Raw genomic sequence first — 12,852 nt, forward strand, 5'->3', positions numbered from 1 at the left:
AAATGGTCGATCTGCTTATCAAAAACGCCACACTGACCGACGGTCAGACCGGGATGGACATCGCCTGCACGGACGGCAAGATCACAGCGGTCGAGGCCGGGATCACCGCCGATGCCGCCGAGGTCATAGATGCCGAAGGCCAGTTGATCTCACCCCCCTTTGTCGATCCGCATTTTCACATGGATGCGACCCTATCACTGGGCAATCCGCGCATGAATGTCTCGGGCACTCTGCTTGAGGGGATCGCGCTGTGGGGAGAGTTGAAGCCGCTGCAATCGGTCGACGACATCGTCGCACGCGCCCTGCGGTATTGCGAATTGGCGGTGGCCAAGGGGATCGGTGCGATCCGCAGCCATGTGGACACCTGCGATGATGAGCTGAAGGGCGTGCAGGCGCTGTTGCAGGTGCGCGAACAGGTGAAGGATTACCTTGACCTGCAACTGGTGGCCTTCCCGCAGGACGGTGTGCTGCGCGACCCGACCGCGATGCAGAACACCATCCGCGCACTGGATATGGGCGTGGATGTGGTGGGCGGCATCCCGCATTTTGAACGCACCATGGCGGACGGGGCCGAATCCGTGCGTCTGCTGTGTGAAATCGCGGCCGAGCGCGGCTTGATGGTCGATATGCATTGCGACGAAAGCGACGATCCACACAGCCGCCATATCGAAACGCTGGCCTATGAAACCCAGCGTTTGGGTCTGAATGGCCGGGTTGCGGGCTCGCATCTGACCTCGATGCATTCGATGGACAATTACTATGTCTCGAAGCTGATCCCGCTGATGGTCGAGGCCGGGGTACATGCGATCCCGAACCCCTTGATCAACATCATGCTGCAAGGCCGCCACGACACCTATCCCAAGCGCCGGGGACAGACCCGAGTGCGTGAGTTGCGCGATGCGGGGATCACTGTGGGCTTTGGGTCGGATTGCGTGATGGACCCGTGGTATTCGCTGGGCAAGGCAGACATGTTGGATGTGGCCTTTATGGGCCTGCATGTTGGGCAACTGTCCAGTCGTGCCGATATGACATGGTGCTTTGACGCGGTGACACAGAACTCGGCCCGGATCATGGGGCTTGAGGGGTACGGCGTCGCCAAGGGCTGTGACGCGAACTTCGTGCTGTTGCAGGCCGCCGACCCGATCGAGGCGATCCGCCTGCGCGCCCATCGTCTGGCCGTGGTGCGCAAGGGGCGGGTGATCTCGCGCTCGGCCCCGGTCACGCACACGTTGAACCTGCCGTCCGTTCAAAGGACTTTGGACGAGGCACGTGTGCCGTTTGAAGAGTAAACGTCAGACCTTGGGCAACGGCAGGCAACCGGGCAGGCCCGCCGGCAGAACCAACCGCGCGCCGCTGGAATAGAGCGCCTTGGCAAAGCCGGGCGCATCGGAGGCGACTGTCACACTCAGCCTGGAGGCCGCCAGAACCGCCGTATCCTCGGGCAACCCGTCCAGCAACCTGTCCTGCGGTAACAGGACCACATAGGCTGGCGCTTCGTCCGTTAGCAAAGCCACGACCACGAGTGTCGATAGCCAGCCCAGCACCAAAAGGGGCAGGGCGATCAGAACGGACCTAATAGTCATGAATATGTTCCAGCGTCAGGCCAGAGCCGTCCAACTGACGCAGCTGTTCGGCAAGCTGTGGGACTTTGACCACGATCAGGTGGCGATAGTCGTCAAATCCCTGGCGCGGCGCACTGAAAACCGCGCCACTTTCGGCCGGCTTTTGGGATAGGGCGGTGAACATGATGTCATCATTCCCCGCGATTTCGACCAGATCAACGCCATCGCGCGCCATGTCGACCAGAAGGTTGGTTAATTCGCGATACCGGGGCGTCTCGATCTCGATCCCGTCGGGGCCAGAGCCGACGATCTGCACGTCCGGGTAAGCCAGCAGGTTTTCTGGCCCGGTGACGATCATGCGCAGGGTCAGCTCATCCGCGCCAACCTGACCGACCGCCTGTTCGATAAGGCCAGCGTAGCCGTCCTTGACTGTGTATTCGAGCCCCAAGGCGATTGCGCGTTCGCTGTCGCGCAATGATCCGCTGGACTGGTTCAACAGGTCCTGAGCATCCTCGGCAAAGGGCCATTTGTACCAAGGCACCTGTTGCAGAAACTGGGCGTACTCTGCGGCCTGTTGCGCCGACAGATCATCCAGCGGTGCACGCTGTGGTCCGCGCAATGCTGTGAACAAACGCCCCAACGTCTCTTCATACGCAGCTTTCAGAGCAAGCTCGGCCGTGAAACTGGTGCCGATGACATAGATCATCTGCTTGGTCGCAGCATCCACCTCGCCATGCGCCGATGCGCTTTGCGACAGCGCGCAGAGCGAGCTCCAGAACCCCGTGATCCCCTGCCAGAATCCATAGTCATGCGGATCACCCTGCCGCAGAACCTCGGCGTAATCTTCATACGCGTGTACGATGTGCCATTCCGGATAGGTCATCAGCGTCCGGGTTTCGGGGCGGTGGTGTTCGGGCGGTAGCAGGGCGTCATAGGGCTGAAACTGCGCGGTTCCCTTGCAGCTTGTCTCGACATAGATGATCGGGGCAACCAAGCATAGCGCGACGACCACAATCAGCAGAACCAGTCGGCGCATCCAGCGCAGAAGAAATCTCATGTCGTTCTCCTGATATCGCGCAGACCGGCCCAAGCCGCGATACCGCCCAGAGCCAGATGGGGAAGGTTTGCAAAGATACGTCCCATCGACAGGTCAAGTCCCGCCGACGCGTTGGTGAAGATACCCAGATCCAGATAGCCATAGCCGGTGAAGAACCCGAAAACGCCATCCCCCAGATAGGCCAGCCCGAACAGGATCAGAAAGGTGCGCGCGGCCCGGTGCGACCACAGCCCGGCCACCAACGCCCAGACCGCCGAGGCGACGTGCAGCGCATCGTCATAGATATCCAGCGCAAAGATCCCGAACGCCAGCCCGTTTTCGTCCGTCAGGCCGGGGACATAGTTCAGCGATGCCGCGATCATCAGCGCGACGAAATACACAAGGCACAGTTTTTGCAGATTGGTCATAGTTGCCCCAGATAGCTGTCCCAAAGGTTGTTCCGAAGCACAAGCTGGGGGTCCAGCCGGCGTTTGGCCTGCGCGAATTCCGGTGCCCGCGCATAGGCCGAGGTTAATTGATCCAGCCGTGCATGCGGGCGGTAGGGCAGGTAATATGCCCCTCCGATCTCGACGATCCGGTCTATCAGAGCCTGCGTCATCCGGGTCATGTCCGCCTCGGCGCGTTGGGTCATCTCTTGACTGAACGACATTACAGCGGCGATCCGGGGCTCGGACGCGAAAGATAGAACCGCCTGATCATCCTGCGCAACATAGCGCAGGGTGACGTTCAGAAACTCTTGATACGAAGCGGGGATCACCTCGCGGCAGGCGGTCAGGAAATCATCGAACGCATCGAAACCCACGAAGTATTCGTGCAGGATATCGGTGCGGTCCGGGTTGCGGTCATCCAGCGTGACGACCGGTTCGTTGATCAGGGAATTGCGGGTTGCGTCGCCGCCGCCCAGTGCGGGTCCAAGCGTTGTTTCGTTCCACCAGCGGAAGCTTTTGAACGCTTCGCTTCCCAGTTGCGCCCGATACAGGCGGCTGGCCGCGTGCGACATCCACCCCGAGCCCACCGCCGGTGGCAAATCGGTTTGGTCAGCGGTTTCGCGATAGGTGATCAGCAGCGCTTTTTCAAAAAACGTCTCGCGCTCTACGTTGAGCCGGCCATAGGCCATCGTGACCGCCGGGTCGTCGATCGCGGATTGAAAGGCCGCCGCGAAGTCCCGCGCCTCCATCACATCAAAGGACGGAGACAGGCGGGTGTTGGGAACCATTTCAACGTCCATATCGACGATGATCCCAATCAGGCCGTACCCGCCCATACCAAGATTGAACAGGTCGGTGTTTTCGGTGGGCGAGCATGTCACCAGCTCTCCGGATGGCAGGAGCATCCGCAGCGACCGAACGGTTGAGCCCATCGGACCAAACGGTACGGGCCAGCCGTGGGCATTGACCGAATACGTGGCCGCAACGCCGAAATCATGGTTCGACTGCATCACCTTGGGCGACCACCCCGCCGGATCCAGCGCGGCAATCACCTGCGACCAGCGCGCACCGGCATGCGCGCGGTAGGATTGGGCTGCTCTGTCGATCTGCACCGCACCATTGTCAAAGGTAATTGCCGTCCCGTCGCGCGGAATGGCCTGCCCACCCATCGAATGGCGAGCTGCACCCACATTGACAGGGCGACCCTCGGCGCGAGCTTCGGCAAGTTCGTTGCGAAGCGCTGCGATCAGCTTGTCCCCAGCGTCCTCGGTCAGAACCAGATGTTTGTTGACCGGCGTCGGAGACAGCCCGCTGGCGTCATTCATGATGGTTTCTGACGTTGAGGCAATAGTTCGGTTTGTCCCGTCATATACCGGCAGATCAGAGCCTAACCAACGCGAAAGCCCCCATCCGGCAAGCCCTCCGGCGGCAAACAGGGCGGCCCTTCTGGTGAAATTCGTCATGGGCAGGGTTCTCCCGACAGTAAATACGACACGAACTGAATGTCCCCAATCCAAGAAGCCGAAATGCTCCAAGGATAGTTGGCCGCTTGTAAATTTAATGCAACCGCAGGAAATCCTTACCGGTTCTTGGTCGTGCAACTTGGCCACGCTGCCGGATTGCCCTGACGCCCTCAGCGTGGATCACGATATTGATTTGAGCAAAACACGCATTGACGGCCCAACAATTCGGTTCGCGCACAATCTGTTGTTGCAACTGTCAAAATGATCTGGATGATCAGGTTCACCAAGACCAAAGAAAAGGTCGGCCGTTGAAACGACGGCGTTAACGAAAACTGGGGAGAAAACAATGATCCTAAGAAACCTGATGATTGCCGCCAGCGCGACTGCAATGATGGCGGCAGGCGCATCGGCAGAAACCCTGCGCTGGGCGCGTGCCGGTGATGCACTGACGCTGGACCCGCATGCGCAGAACGAAGGCCCGACCTCTGCTCTGGCGCACCAGATCATGGAACCGCTGGTCATGCGCGACATGACGGGCGCGATGGTGCCCGCTCTGGCGACCGAATGGGGCCCGTCCGAAGAAAACCCGAACATCTGGGTGTTCAAACTGCGTGAAGGCGTCACCTTCCACGACGGTGCCGAGTTCGACAGCGACGACGTCGTGTTCTCGCTGAACCGCGCGATGACGCCGGATTCGGACTACAAGGAACTGCTGGCCTCGGTGAAAGAGGTGCGCGCGACCGACAAATACACCGTCGAGATCGAGACCGATGGTCCGAACCCGATCATGCCCAACAACCTGACCAACATGTTCATGATGGACAAGGACTGGGCCGAGGCGAACAACGCCGTCAAGGTGCAGGATTATGAAGGCGGCGAAGACACCTATGCAGCCAAGAACGCAAACGGCACCGGCCCCTACAAGCTGATCAGCCGCGAGCCAGACGTTAAGACGGTTCTGTCGATCAACGAAGACTATTGGGGCAAAGACGAATTCCCCATGCAGGTGACCGAGATCATCTACACCCCGATTCAGAACGCAGCTACACGCGTTGCGGCCATGCTGTCGGGTGAGGTTGATTTCATTCAGGACGTTCCGGTGCAAGACCTCGAGCGTGTTGCGGGCACTGACGGTCTGGACGTGCGTACCGCGCCGCAGAACCGGGTTATCTTCTTCGGCATGAATATGGGCGATGCGGATCTGACCTCGGACAACGTGGACGGCAAGAACCCCCTGTCCGACGTGCGTGTGCGTCAGGCGATGTCGATGGCGATCAACCGCGATGCGATCAAGCAAGTTGTGATGCGGGGCCAGTCGGCTCCTGCCGGGATGATCTCGCCCCCGTTCGTGAACGGCTGGGATGAGGGCATGGACAGCTCGTCGACCACTGACATCGAGAAAGCCAAGGCGTTGATGGCCGAGGCCGGATACCCGAGCGGTTTCTCTCTGACGTTGAACTGCCCGAATGACCGCTACATCAACGATGAGGCGATCTGTCAGGCGGCTGTCGGCATGTTGGCCCAGATCGGTGTGACGGTGAATTTGGATGCCAAGCCGAAGGCACAGCACTTCCCGCTGATCAACAACCTGGAAACCGATTTCTACATGCTGGGCTGGGGTGTTCCGACCTACGATTCCGAATACATCTTCAACTTCCTGGTTCATACCAAGGGCGAGAAGTACGGTTCGTGGAACGGCACGCGCTATTCCAACCCGGATCTGGACGCCAAAATCGTCTCGTTGGCATCGGAAACCAACCTGCCCGAGCGTGACAAGCAGATTGCTGAAATCTGGCAGGTCGTTCAGGACGAACAGCTTTACATCCCGATCCACCATCAGGTTCTGAACTGGGGTATGAAGTCAAATGTCGGCACGGGTGTTGCACCGGATGACACCGCTAAGTTCAAGTATTTCACGCTGAACTAAATCACTCTGATACGTGATCAGGCAGGGCGCGATTTTTCGCGCCCTGTTTTGTTTTGAAGCCGGTCTGAGAATTCCTTGCGCCAACGCGAAAAACCAAGAACACTCAGCCGCAGAAAACAGGGAGACATCACAATGATCCTCAGAAACAGCGCCATTGGCCTGGCTCTGCTGGCTGCGACCAGCGTTCAGGCCGCCGAGTTTAAATGGGCCTCGACCACCGATCCGCAGACAATGGACCCGCACGCCGTCAACTCGGCTCCGGTTCTGGGCTTTCTCAACAATGTCTACGAAGGGCTGGTGCGGCGCGGCAAGGACATGACGGTCGAGCCTGCGTTGGCCGTTAGCTGGGAGCCGATCGGTGAAGGCGACGGCTGGCGGTTCAAGCTGCGTGAGGGTGTGACCTTTCATGACGGCAGCAGTTTTGATGCGCAGGATGTGCTGTTCAGCTATCAGCGCGCCTCGGGCGAGGCCGCCGATACCCGCAGTTGGTTCGCGCCGGTCAGCGAGGTGATTGTGGTTGACGATTACACCGTCGACATCATGACCACTGCACCCAATCCGTTGTTTCCGTCCTCAATCGCCAACTGGATGATCATGGATCAGGGCTGGACCGAAGCGAATGACGCGGCCGTGCCCGACAAGGAGTCCGGCAACTATGCCACGATCAACGCCAATGGCACCGGCGCGTTCAAGGTGACCGCGCGGGAGCCGGGGCTAAAGACCGTGTTAGAGCCGCATGGCGATTGGTGGGGCGAGGTTGAGCACAACATCACCCGCGCCGAGTTCAATCCGATCCAAAACCCCGCGACCGCTGTGGCGGCGCTGCTGTCGGGCGATGTGGACATGATCAATCCCGTCCCCATTCAGGACGTGGCGCGCCTGAAGGAAAATGGCGATGTCGACGTCATTCAGGGGATCGAGGCGCGCGTGATCATGCTGGGCTTTGATCACGAAGCCGAGGCATTGAAATACACTGATGATGCGGGCAACCCAAACCCGTTTCGTGACGTGCGTGTGCGTCAGGCCATTGCACAGGCCGTAAATGTCGACGCCATTCTCGCCACGATCATGCGCGGCAATGCCGAGGCCGCCTCGCAACTGGTCAGCCCGGCCATGAGCGGATATTCCGCCGCCAATGCTGATCGCCCGGCCTTTGATGTCGAGGGCGCAAAGGCACTGTTGGCCGAGGCGGGTTATGCCGACGGGTTCTCGTTTGGCCTGAAATGCCCCAATGACCGCTATCTGAATGACGAAGCCGTCTGTCAGGCGATTGTCAGCATGTTGGCGCAAATCGGGATCACGGCGGAACTGGATGCCATGCCCGTCCGCAACTATTGGCCGGAACTGCGCGAGGACAATTATGACATGTACCTGCTGGGCTGGAGCCCGGGCACCTTTGACGCCGAGCACCCCGTTCGTTTCCTCGTGGCCACGCCGAACGAAGAAAAGAAGCTGGGTAGCTGGAATTTTGGTGGATACTCGAACGCGCGCGTGGATGAGCTGTTGCCGATGATTCAATCGGAGCTGGACGAAACCAAACGCCAGGCCATGTTGGACGAAGTTACCCAGATCTATCAGGACGAACAGGTCTATGTTCCGATGTACGTGCAGCCATTGGTCTGGGGCACGCGCAGCAATGTTGAGCTGACGCAGCGCCCGGACAACTTCTTTATCCTGCGCTGGGTGACGGTGAACTGACCACATGGGTGTGATGATCGACGGGGTCTACCACACGGAAGACCCCGCCCCGGATACAAGGCTTGACGGCGCATACCGCCGTCAGGCGTCGACCATTCGCAACGCGCTGCCGGACGGCCCGTTTGAGCGGGGTCGGTTCCACCTTTATGCCGCGTGGAACTGCCCTTGGGCGCATCGGGTTTTGCTGACCCGAGCGGTCAAGGGTCTGGAGGATGTAATCTCGGTTGCCTATGCGCGTCCGCGTCGAACGCCCGATGGTTGGGTCTATGACGCCGATGGTGAGTATTCCGACCCTCTGTTCAACGTCACCGCGCTGCATCAGGTCTACGCCAAGGTTGATCCTGCCTATACCGGGCGGATTACGGTGCCCCTGCTGTGGGATCGCGCCGAAAACCGCGCTGTGTCCAATGAATCCGCCGATCTGGTGAGGATGCTGGGCACGCTTGAAGGCTATGGGCCGAACCTTGCCCCGCGGGACAAGCTGGACCAGATCGACGACTGGAACGCAAAGATTTACCCGCGCCTGAACAATGGCGTCTATCGCGCCGGGTTTGCGCGCACGCAAGAGGCGTATGAAGCCGGGTTTCAGGACGTCTTTGCCATGTTGGACGAGATCGAATCGCATCTGGAAACCAACCGCTATCTTTGCGGTGACGTTCTGACCGAAGCCGACCTGCGCCTGTTTCCGACGCTTGCGCGCTTTGATGTGGCGTATCACTATGCATTCCGCTGCAATTTGCGGCGACTGGTTGACTACCCAAACCTGTGGGGATACGCGCGAGATCTCTATGCACGACCCGAGATCGGGCGGACAGCCAAGCCAGACATCTATAAGGCAGGGTATTTCTCACCATCCGAGCTGAGAAATCCTCTGGGTATTGTCCCGCTGGGGCCAGAGGTCGACTGGACGGCCCAGCAGGATAGACGGTCGCTGTTACCCGCGACATCTTGACCATCTGGTCAAGGCGTGCGTAGACAAAAAGATCAATGGGGAAAGTGAATGTTCGCATATATCGTCCGAAGGATGTTCCAATCCGTGATCGTGTTGCTGGTCGTGGGTCTGGTCGCGTTTTCGATGTTCCGTTTTGTCGGCGATCCGATCGACAACATGCTGGGACAGGAACGCACGCAGGCTGACATTGATCGCCTGCGCACCGAGCTTGGTCTGGATCAGCCGTTTCCGGTTCAATACTTCAAGTTTCTGAAGGGGGCTGTGCAAGGGAACTTTGGTGTCTCGTACCGTCAGGGCCGCCCTGTTTCGACCATCATCGCAGAACGCGCACCCGCGACGCTGGAACTGGCCTTCGTGTCGGGTTTTCTGGCGATTACGTTGGGCATTGCCTTGGGCGTCTTCACCGCGATCCGACGACAAGGGGTGGCCGCGAATGTCATCATGACCGTCAGTCTGATCGGGGTGTCCCTGCCAACCTTCCTGATCGGGATATTGCTGATCTATATCTTCTCGGTCGAACTTGACCTTCTTCCCAGCTTTGGGAGGGGCGAGACCGTTATGATTGGCAACTGGTCAACCGGGTTCCTGACGACCTCGGGGCTCAAGGCGCTGATCCTTCCGGCGATCACACTGGGCCTGTATCAGATGACGCTGATCATGCGGCTGGTGCGGTCCGAGATGCTTGAGGTGATGCGTGCCGATTACGTTCGCTTTGCCCGTGCACGCGGATTGTCGGACCGGGTGATCAACTTCCGCCATGCGCTGAAAAACACGCTGGTGCCGGTGATCACCATCACCGGTCTGCAACTGGGCTCGATCATCGCGTTTGCCATCATCACCGAGACGGTGTTCCAGTGGCCGGGCGTTGGTCTGTTGTTCATCAACGCGATCCAGTTCGTCGATATTCCCGTCATGGCCGCTTATCTGATGCTGATCTCGGTCATGTTCGTGACGATCAACCTGATTGTCGATCTTCTTTACTATGCCATTGACCCGCGCCTGCGTGTCGACGCGAGGGCCACATGACCGATACTCTCGATACCCCCAAAGCCCCTGAAAAAACGCGGTTTGCCAAGTTCTGGGACAGTGATTTCGCGTGGTCCTTCCGGCATTCTCCCGTGGCGATCATCGCGACTTTGGTTGTGATTGTTCTGGTGCTGGCTGCGGTCTTTGCACCGCTGATTGCGCCCTATAACCCGTTCGATCCGGCCTCGCTGAACCTGATGAACGGGTTTACGCCGCCCGGCACGCCCAACGCGTTCACGCAAGAGACATTCCTGTTGGGAACGGATGATCAGGGGCGCGACGTCTTCTCGACCATCCTGTACGGGATGCGGATTTCCCTGTTCGTTGGCGCGGCTGCGGTGCTGTTGGCAATGATCATTGGTGTCGTGCTGGGGCTGGTCGCGGCCTATTTCGGTGGCTGGATCGAGACGCTGATCATGCGGATTGCCGATGTGCAGCTTACCTTCCCGGCTATTCTGGTCGCAATGCTGATCTTCGGCATCGCCAAGGGTGTTACCCCGCCGGAATACCGCGACGAGATGGCGATCTATGTCCTGATCATCGCGATTGCGCTTTCCGACTGGGTGCAATTCGCGCGCGTGGTGCGCGGCGCGGCGCTGGTTGAGAAAAACAAGGAATACGTTCAGGCCGCGCGCCTGATCGGGCGCGGGTCTGTCCCAATCATGTTCCGCCATATCCTGCCCAATGTCCTCAGCCCTGTTCTGGTGATTGCCACGATCTCATTGGCGCTGGCGATCATTGCCGAGGCGACGCTGAGCTTCCTCGGTGTCGGTGCGCCTCCGACCCAGCCCTCGCTGGGGACACTGATCCGCATCGGGCAGGGCTTCCTGTTCTCGGGTGAGTGGTGGATTCTGTTCTTCCCGGCCTGCACCCTTCTGGCGCTGGCCTTGTCCGTAAACCTGCTGGGCGACTGGCTGCGCGACGCGTTGAACCCCAAGCTGCGGTGATTTCATGAGCCTTCTGACGATCAATGACCTGACGGTCGAATTCCCGACCCGCCGCAAACTGTTCACCGCTGTGGATCATGTGGACCTGTCGGTGGAACCCGGCGAAATCCACGGGCTTGTGGGCGAATCCGGTGCCGGTAAATCCACCATCGGCGCTGCCATCATGGGCCTGCTGGACCGCCCCGGCCGTATCGCAAGCGGTACGATCAAGCTGAGCGGCGACCAGATCAGCGGTTTGGACGCCGAGGCGATGCGTGGGCTGCGCGGCAAGAAAATCTCGATGATCTTTCAGGACCCGCTGACCTCGCTGAATCCTTTGTTTACCGTGCGTGAGCAACTGGTCGAGACGATTCAGGCCCATCTGGGTGGTTCGGACGCCGAGGCGAACAAACGCGCCCGTGACCTGATCGACCGGGTGGGTATTCCCGACCCAGATACACGGTTGGACCAGTACCCGCACCAGTTCTCGGGCGGGATGCGGCAGCGGGTGGTGATCGCGCTGGCGCTGTGCACGGAACCGGATGTGATCATCGCGGATGAGCCGACCACAGCGCTGGATGTGTCCGTGCAGGCGCAGATTCTGGACCTGATCAAGGAGCTGGCGACCGAGCGTCAGGTGGGCGTCATCCTGATCACCCACGACATGGGTGTGATTGCCGACACCACCGACAAGGTGACGGTGATGTATGCGGGTAAAGTGGTCGAAAGCGGCCCGACCGCGCAGGTCATGGGCCAGCCCAGCCACGAATACACCAAGTCGCTGATCGCCGCCGTGCCGCGCCCGACGCTGAAGCTGCACCGCTTTCCGCAGATCAGCTATGGCGGGCGCGAGACCCGCTTTGCGATCGAGGATATGGCCCGCCATTGGCCCAAGGTGGACAATGACACCAGCAAACCGGTCTTTGAAATTCGCAACCTGACCAAGAAGTTCCTGCAAAAGCGCGGGCTGCTTCCGTGGGATCGCACCTATTTCACCGCCGTTGACGATGTCAGCTTTGACATTCGCGCCGGTGAAGTGTTCGGCGTCGTGGGCGAGTCCGGCTCGGGCAAGTCCACGGTCGCGCGGATGATTGCGGGGCTGTATCCCGTCGATGGCGGGTCGATCACGTTTCAGGGGCAGGTGGTCAGCGACCTGACCAACAAGACCGCGCTGGATGCCTATCGCAAAAACATCCAGATGATCTTTCAGGATCCGTATTCCTCGCTGAACCCTCGGATGCGCGTGGATGAGATCGTGGCCGAACCGATCCGTCATCACAAGCTGATGGAAGGGTCCGACATCAAGCGCCGCGTGGATGAGTTGTTGGATCAGGTGGGTCTGGGTCATGAAGCGGGCACGAAATACCCGCATGAGTTCTCGGGCGGTCAGCGCCAGAGGATTTCGATTGCACGGGCTTTGGCCACTCAGCCTCGGTTCCTGATCTGCGATGAACCCACAAGTGCGCTGGACGTGTCGATTCAGGCTCAAATCCTGAACATCCTGAAGGATTTGCAGGAACATCTGGGCCTGACCCTGCTGTTCATCAGTCATGACCTTCCGGTGGTGCGTCAGATGTGTGACCGGGTGGCGGTGATGAAACAGGGCAAGGTGGTCGAGCTGCAAGAGACCAACGATCTGTTTGCCAATCCGCAAACCGAATACGCAGGCGAGTTGCTGCGCCTGATGCCCAAACTCGACGATCTGTCGACCGAGGGGCTGGAAGCAGAGACCTGACCCCAACGCCCGGTTTACGGGCCTTGGGCGGCGCCTAAAAATTAAATTCGTTAACGATTGCAGACTCGGACGGGTCTG

At 59.5% G+C, this 12,852-nt stretch carries 11 protein-coding genes; 7 read left to right on the forward strand and 4 right to left on the reverse strand.

Annotation, left to right across the window (positions count from 1 at the left end; all coding sequences use genetic code 11):
• The first annotated feature begins 2 nt into the window (after positions 1-2).
• Positions 3-1,289 (forward strand): amidohydrolase family protein, encoded by a 1,287-nt coding sequence (locus ACR0B7_RS14405; RefSeq protein ID WP_170486172.1) that lies wholly within the window; start codon positions 3-5, stop codon positions 1,287-1,289.
• Between the two features lie 3 nt (positions 1,290-1,292).
• On the opposite strand, the gene ACR0B7_RS14410 is transcribed toward ACR0B7_RS14405, so the two are convergent.
• Genes ACR0B7_RS14410 through ACR0B7_RS14425 form a run of 4 tightly spaced genes read right to left on the reverse strand, consistent with a single transcriptional unit; the run spans position 1,293 to position 4,510 of the window.
• Positions 1,293-1,583, reverse strand: a complete 291-nt coding sequence (locus ACR0B7_RS14410) for a hypothetical protein (protein ID WP_170571187.1) — start codon at positions 1,581-1,583, stop codon at positions 1,293-1,295.
• On the reverse strand, positions 1,573-2,619 hold the full coding sequence (locus ACR0B7_RS14415; protein WP_170486170.1) for a hypothetical protein: 1,047 nt from the start codon (positions 2,617-2,619) through the stop codon (positions 1,573-1,575). Before ACR0B7_RS14415 ends, ACR0B7_RS14410 begins: the two co-directional genes overlap by 11 nt.
• Positions 2,616-3,026 (reverse strand): DUF4383 domain-containing protein, encoded by a 411-nt coding sequence (locus ACR0B7_RS14420; protein WP_170486169.1) that lies wholly within the window; start codon positions 3,024-3,026, stop codon positions 2,616-2,618. The genes ACR0B7_RS14415 and ACR0B7_RS14420 overlap by 4 nt, the downstream gene beginning before the upstream one ends.
• Positions 3,023-4,510 (reverse strand): FAD-binding oxidoreductase, encoded by a 1,488-nt coding sequence (locus tag ACR0B7_RS14425; RefSeq protein ID WP_170571184.1) that lies wholly within the window; start codon positions 4,508-4,510, stop codon positions 3,023-3,025. The genes ACR0B7_RS14420 and ACR0B7_RS14425 overlap by 4 nt, the downstream gene beginning before the upstream one ends.
• 346 nt (positions 4,511-4,856) lie before the next feature.
• Between ACR0B7_RS14425 and ACR0B7_RS14430 the strand changes: the two genes are divergently transcribed.
• From ACR0B7_RS14430 to ACR0B7_RS14455, 6 genes are all read left to right on the forward strand, one after another.
• Entirely contained in the window at positions 4,857-6,437 is a 1,581-nt protein-coding gene (locus ACR0B7_RS14430; RefSeq protein ID WP_170486167.1) for an ABC transporter substrate-binding protein, read from the forward strand.
• Positions 6,438-6,569: 132 nt separating this feature from the next.
• Positions 6,570-8,135: an ABC transporter substrate-binding protein gene (locus ACR0B7_RS14435; RefSeq protein WP_170486166.1), complete on the forward strand. Its 1,566-nt coding sequence runs from the start codon at positions 6,570-6,572 to the stop codon at positions 8,133-8,135.
• A gap of 4 nt (positions 8,136-8,139) precedes the next feature.
• The gene (locus ACR0B7_RS14440; RefSeq protein WP_170486165.1) at positions 8,140-9,087 is read left to right on the forward strand and encodes a glutathione S-transferase C-terminal domain-containing protein; all 948 of its coding nucleotides are present in this window, start codon (positions 8,140-8,142) and stop codon (positions 9,085-9,087) included.
• A 48-nt stretch (positions 9,088-9,135) separates the two neighbouring features.
• Entirely contained in the window at positions 9,136-10,113 is a 978-nt protein-coding gene (locus tag ACR0B7_RS14445; RefSeq protein WP_170388651.1) for an ABC transporter permease, read from the forward strand.
• Positions 10,110-11,060 carry an ABC transporter permease gene (locus tag ACR0B7_RS14450; RefSeq protein ID WP_170486164.1) on the forward strand — a complete coding sequence of 317 codons (951 nt, stop codon included), beginning with the start codon at positions 10,110-10,112 and terminating at the stop codon, positions 11,058-11,060. Before ACR0B7_RS14445 ends, ACR0B7_RS14450 begins: the two co-directional genes overlap by 4 nt.
• A 4-nt stretch (positions 11,061-11,064) precedes the next feature.
• The gene (locus ACR0B7_RS14455) at positions 11,065-12,774 is read left to right on the forward strand and encodes an ABC transporter ATP-binding protein (protein WP_170486163.1); all 1,710 of its coding nucleotides are present in this window, start codon (positions 11,065-11,067) and stop codon (positions 12,772-12,774) included.
• Positions 12,775-12,852 lie beyond the last annotated feature (78 nt).

This window comes from Ruegeria sp. BB6 (assembly GCF_056539385.1).